19 protein-coding genes are annotated in these 19,338 nt (G+C 64.4%); 16 read left to right on the top strand and 3 right to left on the bottom strand.

The features are described 5' to 3' along the window. The first annotated feature begins 135 nt into the window (after positions 1-135). The 12 genes from FM104_RS03790 to FM104_RS03735 all read left to right on the top strand — a co-directional run bounded on the left by FM104_RS03790 (position 136) and on the right by FM104_RS03735 (position 13,385). Entirely contained in the window at positions 136-1,707 is a 1,572-nt protein-coding gene (locus tag FM104_RS03790; RefSeq protein WP_087130133.1) for an exonuclease domain-containing protein, read from the top strand. A 235-nt stretch (positions 1,708-1,942) separates the two neighbouring features. Further along, complete coding sequence (locus tag FM104_RS03785; protein ID WP_087130132.1) at positions 1,943-3,115, top strand: hypothetical protein; 1,173 nt, start codon at positions 1,943-1,945, stop codon at positions 3,113-3,115. 32 nt (positions 3,116-3,147) lie between these two features. Then, positions 3,148-3,552 (top strand): hypothetical protein, encoded by a 405-nt coding sequence (locus tag FM104_RS03780; protein WP_143738242.1) that lies wholly within the window; start codon positions 3,148-3,150, stop codon positions 3,550-3,552. A gap of 415 nt (positions 3,553-3,967) precedes the next feature. Beyond that, complete coding sequence (gene pdxT, locus FM104_RS03775) at positions 3,968-4,564, top strand: pyridoxal 5'-phosphate synthase glutaminase subunit PdxT (RefSeq protein ID WP_087130130.1); 597 nt, start codon at positions 3,968-3,970, stop codon at positions 4,562-4,564. A 100-nt stretch (positions 4,565-4,664) separates the two neighbouring features. Beyond that, a complete protein-coding gene (locus FM104_RS03770) occupies positions 4,665-5,435 on the top strand; it encodes a YebC/PmpR family DNA-binding transcriptional regulator (RefSeq protein WP_087130129.1) in 771 nt (256 codons plus the stop codon). An 88-nt stretch (positions 5,436-5,523) separates the two neighbouring features. After that, positions 5,524-6,105, top strand: coding sequence for a crossover junction endodeoxyribonuclease RuvC (ruvC, locus tag FM104_RS03765; protein ID WP_087130128.1), 582 nt, complete (start codon positions 5,524-5,526; stop codon positions 6,103-6,105). 9 nt (positions 6,106-6,114) lie between these two features. Continuing rightward, positions 6,115-6,723, top strand: coding sequence for a Holliday junction branch migration protein RuvA (gene ruvA / locus FM104_RS03760; RefSeq protein ID WP_087130127.1), 609 nt, complete (start codon positions 6,115-6,117; stop codon positions 6,721-6,723). Further along, positions 6,716-7,747, top strand: a complete 1,032-nt coding sequence (gene ruvB / locus FM104_RS03755; protein ID WP_087130126.1) for a Holliday junction branch migration DNA helicase RuvB — start codon at positions 6,716-6,718, stop codon at positions 7,745-7,747. The genes ruvA and ruvB overlap by 8 nt, the downstream gene beginning before the upstream one ends. Before the next feature lie 72 nt (positions 7,748-7,819). After that, entirely contained in the window at positions 7,820-8,266 is a 447-nt protein-coding gene (locus FM104_RS03750) for a preprotein translocase subunit YajC (protein WP_087130125.1), read from the top strand. 39 nt (positions 8,267-8,305) lie between these two features. After that, entirely contained in the window at positions 8,306-10,072 is a 1,767-nt protein-coding gene (secD, locus tag FM104_RS03745; protein WP_087130124.1) for a protein translocase subunit SecD, read from the top strand. Continuing rightward, complete coding sequence (secF, locus tag FM104_RS03740) at positions 10,072-11,061, top strand: protein translocase subunit SecF (protein WP_087130123.1); 990 nt, start codon at positions 10,072-10,074, stop codon at positions 11,059-11,061. The genes secD and secF overlap by 1 nt, the downstream gene beginning before the upstream one ends. 71 nt (positions 11,062-11,132) lie before the next feature. Continuing rightward, positions 11,133-13,385, top strand: coding sequence for a RelA/SpoT family protein (locus tag FM104_RS03735; RefSeq protein ID WP_087130122.1), 2,253 nt, complete (start codon positions 11,133-11,135; stop codon positions 13,383-13,385). Here the strand turns inward: FM104_RS03735 and FM104_RS03730 are convergent. The 3 genes from FM104_RS03730 to FM104_RS03720 form a co-directional block, all read right to left on the bottom strand. Continuing rightward, positions 13,364-13,927, bottom strand: coding sequence for a hypothetical protein (locus tag FM104_RS03730; RefSeq protein WP_087130121.1), 564 nt, complete (start codon positions 13,925-13,927; stop codon positions 13,364-13,366). The two genes, FM104_RS03735 and FM104_RS03730, sit on opposite strands and share 22 nt — an antisense overlap. 67 nt (positions 13,928-13,994) lie before the next feature. Further along, positions 13,995-15,365: a DUF349 domain-containing protein gene (locus FM104_RS03725; protein ID WP_444875228.1), complete on the bottom strand. Its 1,371-nt coding sequence runs from the start codon at positions 15,363-15,365 to the stop codon at positions 13,995-13,997. Between the two features lie 61 nt (positions 15,366-15,426). Further along, positions 15,427-15,735 carry a hypothetical protein gene (locus tag FM104_RS03720; RefSeq protein WP_087130120.1) on the bottom strand — a complete coding sequence of 103 codons (309 nt, stop codon included), beginning with the start codon at positions 15,733-15,735 and terminating at the stop codon, positions 15,427-15,429. A gap of 100 nt (positions 15,736-15,835) precedes the next feature. On the opposite strand from FM104_RS03720, the gene FM104_RS03715 reads away from it, so the two are divergent. From FM104_RS03715 to FM104_RS03700, 4 genes are all read left to right on the top strand, one after another. Continuing rightward, the gene (locus FM104_RS03715) at positions 15,836-17,206 is read left to right on the top strand and encodes a replication-associated recombination protein A (RefSeq protein WP_087130119.1); all 1,371 of its coding nucleotides are present in this window, start codon (positions 15,836-15,838) and stop codon (positions 17,204-17,206) included. Positions 17,207-17,288: 82 nt separating this feature from the next. Continuing rightward, positions 17,289-18,218 (top strand): hypothetical protein, encoded by a 930-nt coding sequence (locus tag FM104_RS03710; protein ID WP_143738241.1) that lies wholly within the window; start codon positions 17,289-17,291, stop codon positions 18,216-18,218. A 166-nt stretch (positions 18,219-18,384) separates the two neighbouring features. Next, positions 18,385-19,014 carry a 30S ribosomal protein S4 gene (gene rpsD, locus FM104_RS03705; protein WP_087130117.1) on the top strand — a complete coding sequence of 210 codons (630 nt, stop codon included), beginning with the start codon at positions 18,385-18,387 and terminating at the stop codon, positions 19,012-19,014. Positions 19,015-19,147: 133 nt separating this feature from the next. Beyond that, a complete protein-coding gene (locus tag FM104_RS03700) occupies positions 19,148-19,336 on the top strand; it encodes a hypothetical protein (RefSeq protein ID WP_087130260.1) in 189 nt (62 codons plus the stop codon). Positions 19,337-19,338: the final 2 nt, after the last annotated feature.

Genomic DNA, 19,338 nt, shown 5'->3' with positions numbered 1-19,338 from the left:
AGAACGTAAGGGCGAAGGAACCGTCGCGTTCCGTCCACGAGAATGCACCGGGCGCTATGGTCATTCGTAGAACCATCAGCGCAGACGGGATTCGCAACCAAGAATCGTCTGATCGAGCGACTTGGAATGTGACCGATGCTTGACTTCACCGCGATCGATTTTGAGACTGCCAATTCTTACCGTGGCTCTCCGTGTTCGGTTGGGCTGGTTCGCGTTCGTAACGGTCAGGTCGTCGATGAGCGTCACTGGCTGATCCGGCCTCCGATCGGTGCTGACTGGTTTGACGGATGGAACACGGCGATCCACGGGATTACCGCGGAGACGGTCGCTGATGCACCTCGGTGGAGCGAGATTCTTCCGCACATCGTGAGCTTCATCGGGGACGATGTGGTGGTCGCGCACAACGCGGCCTTCGACACGGGCGTGATCCGGTATGCCTGCGCTGTCGACAACGTCGAGTGGCCCGAACTAAAGTTCCTGTGCACTCTCGTGCTCGCACGACGTGCCCTCTCACTGCCGAGCTACCGTCTGCCGTTCGTGGCGGAGTCTCTCGGGTACGAGTTAGAAGCTCACCACGATGCGTTGGCTGATGCTCGGGCGGTAGTTGAGATCGTACGCAGGCTCACCCAAACACAGAGCGCCGCCGACATTGGGGGTCTTGCTGAGTCGGTGGGCGTCGCAATCGGCACCATGGGCAGCGGCGTCTACAAGGGCAGCGTCGCGACCGGAAGAGGAAGCGGACGTGCGTTCACCCCGATCGAGGTGAATCCGGATGCTGACCCTGATGGCTACCTCTACGGGCGTGTTGTCGTGTTCACCGGCGCGTTGATGTCGATGACACGCGACATGGCGCGACAAGCCTGCGCAAAGCTTGGAGCCACACCAGAGGAAAACACCACGAAGCGCACCAACGTCCTCGTCGTCGGCGATATCAATCCCGCCGTCCTGAGGCCCGGATCGAACCTCACGGGTAAGACGCGCCGAGCATTCGAGTTGCAAGACAAGGGCCAAGAGATCGAAGTGATGACGGAGGATGACTTCCTCCGATGCCTTGACGGCAACACGCTGGATGGAGTCGAGGTTCTCCTCGACGAGAGAAGTGCTGCAACTTCCGTCGCTGTCACCGCTGCGCCGATTCGTGGAAACACGACAGCAGGGCGTTCCGAGACGAAGCCTGTCAAGCCTCCTCGCGCGCTTCGACGAAAGCCGGTTCCTACCGATCAGGTCTGCTCAATGGAAGGGTGCGATGCCGTAGCAGCGTTCAAGACACGCACCAAGCCCACCTGGTGTTCGACGCACATCGCAGAGATTCAACTTGCTGGAGGCCTGCGAGCGTTGGAGTCTTTCACCCATCCCGATGATTGGCAGCTCACTGAGTGCGTCGCTTGCGGCGTCGAGGCTCACTACCGGTTCGCTTACACGCTGGATAAGAACCAGTACTCAGAGCCCACGTGTCGGGCCTGTTATTGGCGCAACTGGGCGGCCGAGGGACGCCGTCTGCAGGGGGAGTGGGCGAACCTCACTCCTGTCTCATTCGAGGAAGCCCAAGCCCACGCGGAAGCTCACGGATTCGACTACCTCGGTCCTCTCACCGCGCCCTCATACGGCGGTGATCCCCACCGCACACAATGCCGGCGGTGCGGGAAGATCAGCGCCGACAGATTGGGAGACATCGGCTTCGGCTGCACCTGCCAACCTCGAGGGTAAAGGGTCGTAGGGCGACGCTCGGCACGCATAGAGGCTGCTGCCGCTCTCGTGATCGGAGCGAGGACGGCGCATTTGCCGGAAGCTCTGGTGCCCCGGCGAGTCGAAGCGTGGGGTGTGGGCGACCTTGCCTGCGCTAAGAGCGTTCGCGCAAATGGTGACCAGTGACTCGGTGTGTCCCGATATGTCGAGATGTGTGCTCGCGCTAGCGTCAGAGAACGCTAATGGAGGTGGGTAGATGATCGAGGTCCACGTCAATGGCGAGTTCATGCGCATCGACCGCGCTGTGTTCATCGCACTCTTCGACAACTCCGTCGCGCACGCTCGTGCTCCGTACGAACACGCTCTCACCGACAGGCGAATCGGTCTGGATGCGCTCGTCAAGCTGGCGCGAGTTGCGGATATCCCGTTCAGCCTGTTGTTCGCGCCATTTGCCGTCGTTGAGCGCCAAGTAGCGCTCAAGACGGAGAAGCTCCTCCAAGGCCTCACGAAGGATTCATTCTCACTGAGCTCGCGACACAAGGTTGAGCTGCGGGACGTCGAACTGATTGTCAAGGATCTTCTTCGTAAGCAACAGTTGCTGAAGAGCTTGAATCCTTCGACATCAATGAACCAGGTAGTAGGTGCCATGCGCCGACGTTCGGGGAGTCTGGTGCAAGACGCCGAGCGATTTCGGGGGCTGGTTGACCTTGATCCCGAGGAGATCCATCGGGCGCGGACAAAAGATGCAGCGCTCAGCCTCATCATCGCCAAAGCGGAAGCCAAGCAGATCTTTGTTTCGCAGAGCCAGAATCTGTACATGCCGCAACGTCTGGTCGGAGTTAAGTTCAGCGGCATGACGATCAAGGACGCCAAGATTCCGTTCGTCTTCCTGGCGGGAGGTGACGAGGACGAGCACGGTGAACCAGCCGGGCGTCGTGTCTTCACTCTCACCCTCATGCTCACCTTGGTCGCTCGCGGGATATTCGCACCCGTCAACTACGACGGCACCAGCACTGGGCCAAGCCCCGGGTACGACTATGACCTTGTCGCCGAGATCCTCATGCCGGCGGCAGACCTCACCCGGGAACACGCGGAGTCTCTTGGCATGATTCAGGCGACGGCTGATCGTTACAAAGTCACCCCGAGTGCGGTCGTCGTGCGAGCCATGAGGCTTGGGCTTCTGGAGCGCGACGCGGCCCTTACCCATCTGAATGCGCTGCGCGAAGAGTTCGCTCAGCGGAAGGAGTCGCAACCCCGTCCGGCAAAACCAATCAACGCTGTCAGAAAGTACAACGGAACCGAGTACTCACGACGCATGTTGGCCGCTGTAGATATGGGCAAGCTCTCTACTGCAGACTTCTGCCGTGTTGTCTGCCTGAATAAGCTCAAGCCGCCGCAGATAGCCGACTTTCGGGCGGCACTCGGGTGATTGAGGAGCCACGGTACCTACTCGACAACAATGTGCTGACGAAGCTCAGCGCCGACGAGCGATCATCACGGTTTGTTGCAACCTACTGCAACATCCCGGCTGACGTGTTTTACGAGGCTCGAGGGCTGCCGCGGATCGACGAGCTCAGTCCGCTAGTGTATCCAACCAGTGTCGGAGTGCTTACAGCGCTGACCGAAGTAATGGCAACGGTCGCAGTCGGTGATATCAAACTTGTAGATCTGTACCACAACCGGGGCAACGCTGATCCTCTACTCGTCGCGTGCGCTTTGGATGCCCAGCGGTCGCCCCAGTCACTGTTTGAGCAAGTGTGGACAATCGTGTCTGACGATCAGGCAGTGCGCACGAAGGCTGATGAGTTTGGTATCGAGTGGATCAGTTCGACGCAGTTTCGTGCGTTACTAATTGAAGGCGAATAGGTGGAGTCACTGCTGGCGGTGAACTGGCGCAGAACAGGCAGGGTCGTGGAGCGACGCTTGACGTTGAACCGTCCCGCTCGACTGCGGGCCTGTACAGCTAAGAGAGGTGCGGGCGTGTCGATGCAGAGTCGCCTCGTGCCCACTTCGAGCTCTGACCGCAAGATGAATCTGTGTCCTCACCGCTGGGTCTCGCACCAGACCGTCCCCCGTAGTGCAGCCGGCTTCGGGAGTGGCGGAACGTGCCGCGTTCGGAACTTTCCGGTGAATCTTGTGCGTGCGTCGATCCGGCGCGCTATCGAGCCGAGTAACATTTGGCATATGTCAAAGCAGTTCGCGTCATTGCGCAACACGCGCCCCATTTTGGACCACGGCATCAATGTGACCGACTTGGCCGCACCGCACCGTCTCGCCGAGCGTGGCTGGTAGGCCTCGAGTCGGCGTTCTCGCTCTGCAGGGCGATGTGCGCGAGCATATCGCCCTGCTCGAGCGTCTCGGGGCAGAGGTCGTCCGCGTGCGCCGCCCGGAGGAGTTCGCGGCCGTCGATGGCCTGGTGATCCCGGGTGGAGAGTCGAGTGTGATCGACAAGCTGGCCCGCATGTTCGATCTGCAGCATCCGATCCGCGACGCCATCGCGGCGGGGATGCCGATGCTCGGCACCTGCGCCGGACTCATCATGCTCGCCGACACGATCGTCGATGCGATCGAAGGGCAGCAGACCTTCGGTGGTCTGGATGTCGTCGTCCGGCGCAACGCCTTCGGCCGCCAGCCGGAGTCGTTCGAAGCAACGCTCGATATTCCGACGCTGGGGCCGGAACCGGTGCATGCGGCGTTCATCCGCGGTCCGGTCGTCGAATCGTTCGGCGCGGATGCCACGACTCTCGCGTCCCTGGCCGATGGCCGTGTGGTCGCCGTCGAGCAGGAGAACCTGATCGGACTCAGCTTTCATCCGGAGATCTCGGGGGAGCGGCGGTTTCATCAGCGCTTCCTCGACCGGGTGACCGCACGAGCCTGAGCGACCGCGGATACGGGCTCCGCAACGTGAAGCGCGCAATTCATTAGACTGGACGATGCCCTGGGCACCGCCCCGGGGCGGATAAGACGAGCGGAGATATATGTCCGGGCATTCCAAGTGGGCAACGACCAAGCACAAGAAGGCGGTCATCGACTCGCGTCGTGCCAAGGCGTGGGCCAAGCTCATCAAGAACATCGAAGTCGCGGCCAAACTCGGCGGGGCCGATCTCGCCGGCAATCCGACTCTGTTCGACGCCGTGCAGAAGGCGAAGAAGACCTCCGTCCCCAAGGACAACATCGACCGCGCGGTGAAGCGCGGTGCAGGGATCGGCGCAGACGCGGTCGAGTACTCCTCGATCATGTACGAGGGATACGGGCCCAACGGCGTCGCGCTGATGATCGAGTGCCTCACCGACAACAAGAACCGCGCTGCCGCCGAGGTGCGCACTGCTCTCACCCGCAACGGCGGCACACTCGCCGACCCCGGCTCTGTGGCGTACAACTTCACCCGCAAGGGCGTGATCGTCGTGGGCTCTGAGGGCACCACCGAAGACGACGTGATGATGGCCGCGCTCGAGGCAGGGGCCGAAGAGATCGAGCCGCACCCCGAGGGCTTCGAGATCATCACCGAGGCGACCGACCTCGTCGCCGTGCGCAGCGCGCTGCAGGAGGCCGGCATCGACTACGAGTCCGCCGATGTCGAATTCGTGCCGAACCTCAAGGTCGAGATCGATGCCGACACGGCCCGCAAGGTCTTCCGCCTGATCGACGCGCTCGAAGACAGTGAGGATGTGCAGAACGTGTTCAGCAACTTCGACCTCACCGCGGACGTGCAGGCCGAGCTCGAGAACGACGACGCTGACGACGAGTGACCCGCGTGCCGGGTGGTGCTCCGGAACGCGGAGCCACCCGGCCGCGCGCCTGCGCGCCGTCAGTCGGCGGCGCTCGTAGCCTGGGGGAGTGAGTTCCTCTCTGCGCGTCCTCGGCATCGACCCGGGCTTGACCCGATGCGGGGTCGGCATCGTCGACGTCGATAGGGCCCGGCGCGCGACGCTGGTGCACGTCGGAGTGGTGCGCACACCGTCGGATGCGGATCTCGCGGAGCGTCTGGCGGCGGTCGCCGCCGGCATCCGCGCAGCCATCGAAGAGCACCGGCCGGATGCTGTCGCCGTGGAGCGGGTCTTCGCGCAGCACAATGTGCAGACGGTGATGGGAACGGCTCAGGCCTCCGGCGTCGCGCTGCTGATCGCGGCAGAGGCCGGTCTCCCCGCCGCGACGCACACCCCGAGTGAGGTGAAGGCCGCTGTCACCGGCTACGGCTCCGCGGATAAGCGACAGGTGCAGGCGATGATCGCCCGGATACTGCGGCTGGACACACCGCCGCAGCCGGCGGATGCCGCGGACGCGCTTGCGATCGCACTGTGTCACGCGTGGCGGCGCGGCGCATCCGGCGCGGCGACCGGCGGTGCGCTGACTCCCGCGCAGCGGGCCTGGGCGGATGCCGAGCGTGTCGCTCGAACGTATGTACGACCTGCTCGATAGGGTGGAGGCATGATCTCCTCTCTGCGTGGCACCGTGCTGCATGCGGTTTCCGGGCACGTCGTCATCGAGACCGGAGGCGTCGGGTTCTCCGTCTTCGTGCCGGCAGACGTGGCACACACCGCTGCCGTCGGCGAGGAGCTGCAGCTGCACACGAACCTCATCGTCCGAGAAGACGCGCTGTCGCTGTATGGATTCAGCGACCGCGACGAGCTGGAGATCTTCGGACTGCTGCTGAGCGTCACCGGCGTCGGTCCGAAATCTGCCCTCGGGGTGCTCTCGCACCTCACTGTCGACCAGATCGCCGAAGCCGTCACCGGTGAAGACGACGCCCCCTTCCGCCGGGTGTCCGGCATCGGACCGAAGACGGCGAAGCTCATCGTGGTGCAGCTTGCAGGCAAGGTGCACCACCGTGTCGCGACCGCTCCCGTCGGAGCGCCGGCAACGGCGGTGGTTGATCAAGTGGCTGCCGCGCTGGTCGGCCTGGGGTGGACGGAGCGCATCGCTGTCGAAGCGGCCGCGCAGGCGGGCGAGCATGCGACCGATGCCGAGCGCGAGTCCGTGCCGGCACTGCTGCGCCGCACGCTCGCAGCGATGGGCCCAGGAGCTAAGCGTGGTTGACGACGCCCGTGATGCCGGCGAAGCGGTAGACGAGACAGAACTCGCGATTGAGGGAGCCCTGCGCCCGACGAGCCTCGGCGAGTTCGTCGGGCAGCCGAAGGTGCGCGGTCAGCTGCAGCTGCTGCTGGAAGCGGCGCGGATTCAGGATCGACCCGCCGATCACATCCTGCTCGCCGGACCGCCCGGTCTCGGCAAGACCACGCTCGCGATGATCGTCGCACACGAGAGCGGTCGGCCGCTGCGCATGTCGAGCGGCCCGGCGATCCAGCACGCCGGTGATCTCGCCGCTCTGCTGTCGAGCCTCACCCCGGGCGAAGTGCTCTTCATCGATGAGATCCACCGCATGGCGCGCTCGGCCGAAGAGATGCTGTACCTCGCCATGGAGGACTTCCGCATCGACATCATGGTCGGAAAGGGCGCCGGCGCCACCAGCATCCCGCTCGATCTCGCTCCCTTCACACTCGTCGGGGCGACCACCCGCTCGGGTCTTCTGCCCAATCCGCTGCGCGACCGCTTCGGGTTCACCGGGCACCTGGAGTTCTACAGCGAAGACGATCTCGAGCATGTGATCTCCCGTTCGGCCGATATGCTCCGCGTCGGGCTGCCGCATGAATCGCTGGTCGAGATCGCCACGCGCTCGCGCGGCACGCCCCGCATCGCCAACCGGCTGCTGCGGCGTGTGCGCGACTATGCGCTGGTGCACGGCGGCGGTGCGGAAGCCTCCATCGGCGATGTGCGGGCGGCGCTCGAACTCTACGATGTCGACGCGATCGGGCTGGACCGGCTGGACCGTGCGGTGCTCGAGGCGCTCGTGAGGCGGTTCCGCGGGGGGCCGGTCGGGTTGAGCACGCTCGCTGTCGCCGTCGGTGAGGAGGCCGAGACCGTCGAGAGCGTGGTGGAGCCGTATCTTGTGCGGATCGGGTTCCTCGGACGCACCCCGCGTGGACGTGTGGCCATGCCGGAGGCATATGTGCACCTCGGGGTAGCGCACCCCGAGGGGTCTGCATTGTTCGATGACCTATAATCGCTGAAGGCTTCCCGGATTACTCCCACGCATCGCCGCGTTCGGCGTGCATTTTGAAAGGCTTTCTCTCTTATGGAAATCATCCTCTTCGGTCTTCTCGCTGTGATGCTCGTGTTCATGTTCATGAACACCCGCAAGCGCCAGAAGCAGATGAAGGCTCAGCAGGAGGAGAAGGCCACCAAGACCATCCCCGGTGCGAAGGTGCTGCTGCAGGGTGGACTGTTCGGCACCGTGGTGTCCTACGACCCGATCGACCTGGACAAGCCGGCCGAGATCGAGATCGCCCCTGGTGTGGTGATCGAGGTGCACAGCCAGGCTGTTCTTCGCGTCGTCGAGCCGACCGATTCCTACGACGAGATCGCCGATGACAGTGTCGTCGTCGTCGACGACGACGTCGCCGTCGATGAGGTCGTCATCGACGAGACGCCGGCCGAAGACGCCGCTGACGGCATCGAGACGATCCAGGTGGAGACGCCTGAAGAGACGAAGGCGCGCCTCGAGCGCAACAACGACAACTGACGCCGGTAGTACGGCAACACTCGCGGAAAGCGGAACTACGTGGCCTCTTCATCACCGACTCGCCATGCGTGGCGAGTCCTCACCGGCCTGCTCATCGTCACGGCGGTGCTCTTCGGGATCAATGCGCTCGGCGTCTACGCCTTCAAGACCGATGAGGGCAAGCCGGCGAGCTCGTGGTCGCCCGAGCTCGCGCTCGACCTGCAGGGCGGCACGCAGATCATCCTGAGCGCGCAGTCCTCGGATGGCGCCGATCCCACACAGGACCAGCTCGATCAGGCGGCGGCCATCATCCGCCAGCGTGTGGATGCCTCGGGCGTCGGCGAAGCCGACATCACCACAGAGGGCGGCAGCAACATCGTCGTTCAGATCCCGGGCGTCGCCGACCAGCAGACTCGTGACCGGATTCAGGCCAGCGCCAAGCTCGAGTTCCGTGCTGTGCTCGCCGCGACCGACCCCGCGACCTCGTTCGTCGGTGAAGACGGTAAGGCCACACCGTTTCCGACACCCGACGCGACGATGAACGCCGTGCCGACCCCGGCACCCACCGATGGCAGCGACCCGGCGTGGATGACGGAGAAGCAGATCGCCGAGCTGCAGTCGTTCGACTGCTCGGCCAAGACCGATGACTCCAGCGCACCCGAAGACGAACCCCTCGTCGCGTGCGACCCCACCGGCTCGGTGAAGTACCTGCTCGGACCGATGGAGCTCGATGGCACCGTCATCAACGACGCGACCGCAGGCCGTGATCAGCAGTCAGGCGCCTGGACCGTGAACCTCGTGCTCGATGGCAAGGGCACGAAGGTGTTCGGCGAGATCAGCCAGAGGCTGTACAAGATCAAGCTCGAGAATCAGTCCCTGCCACCGGAGCAGCAGACCGCGCGCGACCAGTTCGCGTTCGTCCTCGATGGGGTGGTGATCTCGGCACCGTCGATGAATGCGCAGATCCTCAATGGAAAGCCGAGCATCTCCGGAAGCTTCACCCAGGAGAGTTCAAAGGCACTGGCAGATCAGCTGCGATACGGCGCCCTGCCGCTCAGCTTCAACGTCGAGAGTTCGGACACGATCTCGGCCACCCTCGGTTCTGAGCAGCTGCGCACCGGCCTCATCACCGGACTCATCGGTCTCGCCCTCGTCGCGCTCTACTCGCTGATCAGCTACCGCGCTCTCGGCTGGGTGATCATGGCCTCGATCACGGTGATGGGCGTGCTGACCTACATCATCATCAGCATCCTCGCCTGGCGAATGGGCTTCCGTCTGTCACTGGCCGGTGTGGCGGGTCTGATCGTGTCGATCGGATTCACCGCCGACTCGTTCATCGTCTACTTCGAGCGAATACGCGATGAGCTCAGAGACGGGAAGTCGATCACCGGAGCGGTGGAAGACGGCTGGGGTCGTGCCAAGCGCACGATCTACATCTCGAAGTCGATCAACATCCTCGCGGCGGTCGTGCTGTACATCCTGGCGGATGCCACGGTGAAGGGCTTCGCGTTCACACTCGGCCTGACCACCCTGATCGACGTCTTCATCTTCGTGATCTTCACGCACCCGATCATGCAGATTCTGGCGCGCACACGATTCTTCGGCGGCGGTCACAAGCTCTCCGGTCTCGACCCCGAGGCGCTCGGTGCCGTCTACCGCGGCCGAGCGCAGTTCCGTGAGGCGCAGATCGGATCCTCCGGTCGATCGGCTCGCAACAAGGGCGCGCGGATCGAAGCCGAGAAACGGCAGACCATCGCCGAGCGCAAGCGTGCCGAAGCTCTCGCTGCGCTGGGCACCAAGAATGCCGGAAAGGACTCCGACGCCTGATGTTCTCCATGAATGAATTCGGAAACAATCTCTACTCGGGCAAGACGTCCTTCCCCTTCGTCGCGCGTCGGCGCCTGTGGTTCATCATCGCGATCGTGCTGGTGGTCGGCTCGGCCCTTGTGCCGCTGATCCGCCCGGTGCAGTTCTCGATCGAGTTCACCGGCGGCTCGCAGTTCATGGTCGCGGCGCCGCACTCCCTCGAACAGTCATTGGCGACGGATGCTGTTCGCACCGTCGTCCCAGAGGCCGCCACCCGCGTCGTGATCGTCAACAACAAGGACATCCGTGTCCAGACCGATCAGATGAGCGCGAAGGACACGCAGCTCGTCGTCACGGCTCTCGCCGATGCCTATGAGGTCGACTCCGCCGAGATCACGAACTCCTTCATCGGCCCGGCCTGGGGTGCCAACGTCACCCGTCAGTCGCTCTGGGGGCTGGCGATCTTCCTCGCACTGACCTTCCTGATCCTGGCGTTCTACTTCCGCACCTGGAAGATGTCCGCCGCGGCGATCATCGGGCTGCTGGATGTGCTCGTGATCACCATCGGCATCTACGCTCTCGCCGGGTTCGAGATCTCGCCAGCGGCGGTGATCGGATTCCTGACGATCCTGGCCTATTCGCTCTACGACACGACTGTCGTGTTCGACAAGGTGCGAGAGAACACGACGGAAGACGTCAATCAGACGTCGCGAACATTCGGGGAGTCGGTGAACCTCGCGGTGAACCAGACTCTCGTGCGCTCGATCAACACGTCGGTGGTCGCGGCACTTCCCGTGGGTGCGATTCTGTTCATCGGCTCATTCTGGCTGGGCGCGGAAACCCTGACCTCGATCTCGCTGTCGATCTTCGTCGGCATCATCGTCGCGACGTACTCGACGCTGTTCGTGGCTGCGCCGCTGTACTCGCTTTTCCGCGAGAAGGAGCCGGCCCTGGTTGCACACGATGCCAAGGTCTACGAGGCGCGCGAGAACTCGGTAGCAAAGGCGTGATTCCGCGCGGAGTCGAGCACATCCGGCTCCGCGTAGGATTGACCCCATCAGGGGGCTGACAGGGAGTACAGATGGTTGATTCGCCGGCCGCGTCACAGGGCTCCAGCCTGCGACGCCTGGTTCCGCGCATCTTCTCTCGCGCGCCCCGGGTCAACGACCTCGACAACCTGATCCGCACCGTCCGTGCAAATCATCCGCGCGGTGATCTGCCCATCATCGAGCGTGCGTATCGTGTCGCTCGAGAGAAGCACGAAGGGCAGGTTCGTCAGAGCGGCGAGCCGTACATCACCCACCCGCTCGCCGTCGCGCAGATCCTTGCCGAGCTGGGTCTCGGTCCCCGTGCAATCGCGGCGGCGCTTCTGCACGACACGGTGGAGGATACCGGATACGCGCTGACCGAGCTGACGGAGGAATTCGGCGACGAGGTCGCCATGCTCGTCGACGGCGTCACCAAGCTCGACAAGGTCAAATACGGCGAGAGCGCCCAGGCCGAGACCGTCCGCAAGATGATCGTCGCGATGTCGAAAGACATCCGTGTGCTGCTCATCAAACTCGCCGACCGGCTGCACAATGCCCGCACCTGGGGTTTCGTCCAACCCGAAAAGGCAGCGCGCAAGGCCAAGGAGACTCTCGAGATCTATGCGCCGCTGGCTCACCGCCTCGGCATCCAGACGATCAAATCCGAGCTCGAAGATCTCTCTTTCGCGGTGCTGTATCCGAAGATCTACGCCGAGATCAACAGCCTGATTGCGCAACGCACTCCGCAGCGAGAGAAGTACCTCCAGCAGGTGATTGAGTCCGTTGACGAAGACCTCAGGGAGCTCCGCATCCGCGGCAGGGTCTTCGGGCGTCCGAAGCAGCTGTATTCCGTCTACCAGAAGATGGTGGTTCGCGGCCGCGAGTTCGACGATATCTACGACCTCATCGGCATCCGCGTGCTCGTCAACTCGGTACGCGACTGCTACGCGGTTTTGGGCGCGATTCACGCACGCTGGACGCCGCTTCCCGGTCGCTTCAAGGACTACATCGCCACTCCCAAGTTCAACCTGTATCAGTCACTGCACACCACGGTGATCGGGCCCTCCGGGCGCACGGTCGAGATCCAGATCCGCACGCACGAGATGCATCAGCAGGCGGAGTTCGGCGTCGCCGCGCACTGGATGTACAAAGAGCGGATGAACGGCGGCAAGGTCGACGTCAAGGCGGCAGACACCGATATGGCGTGGCTCGCGCACATCTCGGACTGGCAGGCCGAGACTGCCGATCCGAGCGAGTTCCTCGACTCCCTGCGCTTCGAGATCGGGGCGAAGGAAGTGTACGTCTTCACCCCGAAGGGTCGGGTGATCGGTCTCCCGGCCGGCGCCACTCCGGTCGACTTCGCGTATGTCGTGCACACCGAGATCGGCCACCGCACCATGGGGGCCAAGGTCAACGGACGACTCGTGCCGTTGGAATCCGAGCTGAAGAGCGGCGACGTCGTCGAGGTCTTCACGTCGAAGAACCCTGACGCGGGCCCCAGCCAGGATTGGCTCGGATTCGTCAAGAGCACCCGTGCCCGCAATAAGATCCGCGGCTGGTTCACGAAGGAGCGCCGCGAAGAGGCGATCGAGCAGGGCAAGGAATCCATCGCCCGGGCGATGCGCAAGCAGAACCTGCCTCTTCAGCGGTTGATGAGCCAGGAGTCGTTCACCGAGGTCGCTCACCAGCTGCGGTACGAGGACGTCTCCGCGCTGTATGCCGCAGTGGGTGAAGGCCACGTCTCCACTCAGTCGGTGCTCGAGAAGGTCACCGCACTCGTGGCATCCGATCAGGACACGAGCACCGGTGCCATCGAACTGCCCGGCCACGCGCCAGTGCGCGAAGCGCGCACTTCCGACTCCGGCATCCTCGTACGCGGCGCCTCAGACATTCTGGTGAAGCTCGCACGGTGCTGCACACCGGTGCCGGGTGACGCGATCATCGGCTTCGTGACCCGTGGCAGCGGCGTCTCGGTGCACCGCCAGGACTGCGTGAACGTGAAGGCGCTCGGTGAAGAGCCCGATCGGCTCGTCGAGGTGGAATGGGCGCCCACTACCAAGAGCGTGTTCCGGGTGCAGATCCAGGTCGAAGCCCTCGATCGCTCCGCGTTGCTCTCGGATGTCACTCGTGTGCTGACCGAGCACCACGTGAACATCCTCTCGGCGTCGGTGACCACCACTGATGAGCGGCTCGCATTGAGTAGATTCGTGTTCGAGATGGGTGACTCGGTGCACCTGGATCGTGTTCTCAATGCGATTCGCCGGATCGATGCCGTCTACGACGTCTATCGGGTGACCACGTCCTGAGCTGAGATGATCTCGGCGAGCAGGTTCAGTCCCAGGCGGCGACCCGGGCGACGAGGCAGCTGCTCGACATGCGCGAGCGCGCGGCATCCCAGGCCCGGATCGGCGAGCAGCAGCGCCCGCAGCCAGCGATCATCGGCGTGCTCGATCACCGACTGAAACAGCATCTCGACGGCGGCGGAGAGCGGAGTCGCCACGGCGATCCCCGCGATCTGCATGACTTCTTCGGGAGGCAGTCGACGCTCATGGAACACCACTCGGAACGACCGCTGCGAACGAAAACGCGAGGCGCTCACGCGTCGCACATGGTGGACCGCGGGCGGCTGGTCGCCTGCGCCGTGGATCCAAGCAGCGGTGCGCCCGCAGGCGGCGAGACGAGGCGTCACCAGGTCAGCAATGCTCGTGGCTCTGGCATCGCGCCCCTCGACCGTGTCGACGGGCATGTACCCCTCGCCCACCTCGATCACATGGCCGTCGAGCCGGGCGGCGCTCAACTCTGACAGTGACAACCGATCACCGGGTCGATAGAACAGAGCAGCATGCACGCTTAACAGTGTGAGCCGTGCCGCCCGGTGATGGGCGAGCACGGCTCACACTGTGGATAACGAACGATCAGCCGCCGAGCGCACTCAGCCACGCACGGCGTGCCGAGAGTGCTTCGGTGGCTTCGGCGATGGCCTTCTTGTTGCCGGCCTTCTCAGCGGAAGCCAACTCGGACTCGAGCTTCTCGATCACGTCGTGCAGCTGGGAGCTCATGTCGCCCACGCGTGCCTTCGTCTCCGGGTTGTTCTTCTTCCAGTCGACCTCTTCGCGCGACTTGAGACCCTGCTCGATGCTGCGCATGCGGTCGTCGAGCGCGCGCTCCTTGTCGCGAGGGAAGATGCGGCCCACTTCGTCCCACTGACGCTGGATCCGCGTCAGGAGCGCCCGTGCGCGCTTGAGGTTGGACTCATCGGCGACGGCCTTGGCTTCGACGAGGAGCGCCTCGCGAGCCTCGATCCGCGGAGCCGAGTCGGCTTCTTCCGCAGCGGACTGCTCTGCGCGTGCGGCATACAGTTCGTCACCGGCGGCCTTGAACTTCGCCCAGAGAGCGTCATCGGCCTTGCGCCCGGCGCGGCCGGACGCCTTCCACTCGTCGAGCATGTTGCGATAGGCGGGGATGCCATCGACTCCGCGCGGGGCGAGCGCCTCCGCGCGCTCGACCAGACGCGACTTGGCATCACGGGCGGCGCGGTGGGTCTCATCGAGGTCGGAGAAGAACGCGCGGCGTGCCTTGTCTACGACGGAACGGGCATCGCGGAAACGCTTCCACAGCTGCTGCGCGGTGCCCTTGGGCAGGCGTGGTCCGTTCTGCTGATGCGCCTGCCAGGCGTCGAAGAGCTCCGTCATCTCGACGGTGACCTGCTTCCACTGCACCTTCGCGAGGTCGCGAGCGGCCACAGCCTCCGCCTTCTCTACGATCGCGGTGCGTTCGGCAACCGCAGCAGCGAGCGCTTCCTTGGCTGCTTCGTTCTCTTTCGCGGTGGCTTCGGAGAGGGACTCGAGCAGGGCGTCGACGCGAGCGCGGAGCCCGGCCAGGTCTCCCACAGCGGCGGCATCCGTGAGCTCGCCGCGCAGGTGCGTCGCCTGCTTCGTCAGATCGGATGCCGAAGCACCGCCACCCTGTGTGCGAGTCTCGAGTGTGCCGAGCTTGATCGACAGATCATCGAACTTGCGAGCGAAATAGGCCAGTGCCTCGTCAGCGGTTCCGTCAGGGTACTGACCCACGGCGCGCCAGGTTTCGCCTTCGAGAACCTCGACTGTGCCGTCTTCGGTGACGCGGCCCCACTTCGCAGCATCCGATGAGATCGGAGCCGTGACAGCGGGGGATGCAGCGGGTGCGGCGGCGATCCGAGGCATCGGCACTGGAGTGCGCGGCGGCCCTGGAACGGGGGGAGTCGGGACGGGAGGGGTGGGCGTGGGGACGTTGTCGTCAGCAGACACGATGTTCTCCTTGCGCGGGCATCCCGCGGGAGTGGGAAAGGACGTTGATCAGCCTAGTTCACTACTCGGCACTCTGCGTGGGGGCAGGCTCCGGCGACTCGTCCGGCTGATCGGCGGGTGGGGGGAGCGGTGCCGGAGAATCCGTCGAGGAGGGCGAGGGCGTGGGGACCGGTGCTGTCGTCTGGGCATGAACGGTCTGGCTCACGATCGCACCGATCACGATCAACCCGCCGACGACAACGGCGATGACCGTGTCGCGTCGGCGGCGACGCAACTGCTTCTGATGCCAATCCGTGCGCGCGGCATACAGCCGAGCGCGTTCCGACTCGGTTCGTGCTCGCTGCACGCCCCGGCTGCCGCGTACCGCCATCGTCGATCCTCCTTGGGTCGCCTCGGGTGCACCACCCGCTGACCCTGCGAGCCTACCGGGGACGAGGCGCAGTGTCGGTCCGCCGCACTACCCTGGAGCCATGACTTCTGCTGCGCCTCTGCTCTCGGGGCAGACCCCCCTGGCTGTGCGGATGCGGCCGGTTTCCCTCGCCGAAGTCGCCGGGCAGCAGCACCTCCTGCGCGCCGGTTCCCCGATCGTTGCGCTTGCCGATCCGGATGCGACTTCTCCCGGCGCGGTGTCGATCATTCTCTGGGGTCCGCCCGGCACGGGGAAGACGACGCTCGCGCAGGCCATTGCCCGCTCCTCAGCTCGGCGATTCGTCGAACTCTCGGCGATCACCGCGGGGGTGAAAGACGTGCGCGAGGTGATGCAGGAGGCGATCACCCAGCGCGACCTCTATGGGCAGACGACGATTCTCTTCCTCGACGAGATCCACCGCTTCACGAAGGCGCAGCAGGATGCACTGCTGCCCGGTGTCGAGAACGGCTGGGTGATCCTCATCGCGGCCACCACCGAGAATCCCTCCTTCTCGGTGATCTCACCGCTGCTGTCGCGTTCGCTGCTGCTGACGCTGCAGCCGCTCACCGATGAGGACATCGGGATGCTGCTGGACCGTGCGGTCGCCGATGCGCGGGGGTTCGCCGGTGCTGTCTCCGTCGCCGACGATGCCCGCGCTTCGCTCGTCCGCCTTGCTTCCGGCGACGCCCGTCGGGCGCTCACCGGGTTGGAAGCGGCTGCGGCTGTCGCATTGTCCCGAGCCGAGTCGGATGCTGACGAAGATTCTGCGAACGTGTCCGAGACCGAGGATGGGTTGACGGAAGTGAGCGGCGATGACGTCGCGCAGGCGGTCGATCGGGCACTGCTGCGCTACGACCGCCAGGGCGATGAGCATTACGACGTCATCAGTGCATTCATCAAATCCATTCGCGGGTCTGACCCCGATGCAGCGGTGCACTACCTCGCGCGAATGATCGAAGCAGGAGAGGACCCACGCTTCATCGCTCGACGTCTGGTGATCTCCGCCGCAGAGGACATCGGACTCGCCGACCCGCAGGGCCTCGTCATCGCGAATGCCGCCGCCGATGCGGTCGCATTCATCGGAATGCCAGAGGGACGGATTCCGCTGGCTGAGGCGACGATCTATCTCGCCACGACAGCCAAATCGAATGCCGCGTACATGGCTATCAACCAGGCCATCTCCGATGTGCGCTCGGGTGGTTTCGGCCGCGTGCCGCTTCACCTCCGCGATGCGCATTACGCCGGGGCCAAGCGTCTCGGCCACGGCAAGGGCTATCGCTATCCGCACGACAGCGATGCGGGCATCCTGGCGCAGCAGTACCTGCCGGATGAACTCGTCGGTCGCCGCTACTACGCGCCGAAGGCTCTCGGAGCCGAGCGAGATGTTGCGGCGCGGCTCGAGCGCATCCGCCGGATCCTCGACGGCCGGTGAGACGATCGACGTCCGCCGGACACTGACGATTGAGGCGTGGGAACCATCTGCGCACGTGGCGAACGGGACATCGGTGAGAAATATGCGAACTCTGCGAGAAGCAGCCGTCGTGGGAGCGGCGATCGGGGTACTCGTCCTAGCGGGTTGTGCATCGGCGCCCGCTGGCGAGGCCGGTTCGCAGGCACCGCAGCTGTCCCCAGCCAGTCTGGTGATGACTCCGGGCGCAGTGACGGTGCTCGACGACGGCACGGGAGCGGAGCTCTGCCTGGGAATGATGGCGATGTCCTACCCGCCGCAGTGCGGCGGCGCGTCCGTCGTCGGCTGGGACTGGGACGACTGGACCGGTTCGTTCACCGAAGCCGCCGGCGTGCGCTGGGGAATGTTCACACTGACCGGTGAATACGACGCCGAGGCGTTCGAGTTCACACCGACCGAGGTCGCACCGTGGCACGAGAACGACGAGACCACCGAGAATCCCTGGGGGAGTGAGGTCGACTTCACCACGCCGTGCACGACGCCTGACGGCGGGTGGCGTGTGCTCGACGCGGAGCGCACGAGCGACGAGACGATGAATCGTGCATTCGAACGCGCCGCAGAGCTGCCGGGCTACGCGGCATCGTGGGTCGATCGCTCCCGAATTCCGCAGGTCGGCAGCGACGCCACCGCAGAGGAAGAAGTCGCAGCGACAGCGTCGTCCCCTGAGCTCACCATCGTCAACGTCGCGGTTGTCGGCGACACCTCCGCTGCTGAGGCCGTGATGCGCGAAGAGTGGGGCGGGATGCTGTGCGTCTCTGCGGCGGAGCGCACCGAAGCCGAGCTGCAGGATATCGCCGCGGAGGTGACGAGCGAAGACAGCCTCTCATCGGGCACTCTGGGTGTCGCCCCGAACGGCATGACCGGCCAGGTCGAACTGCAGGTCGTCTACGACGACGGCTCGCTGCAGCGTCAGCTCGATGATGAGTACGGCGCCGGGATCGTCGTGGTGTCATCGATGCTGCGCTCGGTGAACTGAGCGGCTCAGGTTGATCTGTTAGCATTGACCGGCTCGAAACACAGTTTTCGGGCATCCCCGCACTCACTCACACCTTCACGCGCCCCGGCGTGCGCATGAAGGCAGAGCGTGGGAGATACGCCCGTGAGGCGCGAAAGACGCGTCCACGTCACGGAAGGAATACTTCGTGGTCACGAAGTCCCAGGACCGCCGCAAGGTCCGTCTCAGCCGCGCGCTGGGAATCCCGCTCACACCCAAGGCCGCCCGCTACCTCGAGAAGCGTCCCTACGCTCCGGGCGAGCACGGTCGCACCAAGCGCAAGACCGACAGCGACTACGCCGTCCGTCTGCGTGAGAAGCAGCGTCTTCGCGAGCAGTACGGCATCCGCGAGAAGCAGCTGCGCATCGCCTTCAACGAGGCGCGCCGGAAGGACGGCCTGACGGGTGAGAACCTCGTCGAGCTGCTCGAGATGCGCCTCGACGCACTCGTGCTGCGTGCCGGCTTCGCCCGCACCACCGCACAGGCCCGTCAGATGGTTGTGCACCGCCACATCCTCGTCGACGGTCAGCTCGTCGACCGCCCGTCGTTCCGCGTGAAGCCGGGTCAGCTCATCCACGTCAAGGCCAAGAGCGAGGGCACCGAGCCCTTCCAGGTGGCAGCAGCCGGCGGTCACGCCGAGGTGCTCCCTCCCGTTCCCGGCTACATCGAGGTCGAGCTCGACAAGCTCCAGGCACGCCTGGTTCGTCGTCCGAAGCGCGCAGAGGTCCCCGTGACCTGTGAAGTGCAGCTCGTCGTCGAGTACTACGCAGCACGCTGATTCACCAGGTGGATGCTGCTGCAGCATCCGCAACACGAGAGGCGTCGGGGATTCCCGGCGCCTCTCGTCGTCTCAGGCACTTTCCGCCTACGATGGAAAGACCGCGTCGAGCGGACGAGCGAGGATGGCGAACATGAAGACTCTGCTGTGGTTTCTGATCGGTGTGATCGGCGGGTTCATCGCTGCGCACTTCATGAACAAGGACCCGCGCGGTCAAGAGATATTCGCCGATGTCGATGCGCGCATCTCGGAGTTCACCGCGATCCTCAGTGACGCCTACCGTCAGCAGGAAGCGCGCCTGTCCGATTCTGCCGACGACTGATC

The sequence above is a fragment of the Microbacterium esteraromaticum genome (assembly GCF_900163815.1).
Taxonomy (GTDB): Bacteria; Actinomycetota; Actinomycetes; order Actinomycetales; family Microbacteriaceae; genus Microbacterium; species Microbacterium esteraromaticum_B.
Note: the sequence above shows the minus strand (reverse complement) of the source record. Positions and strands in the feature narration are given on the sequence as shown.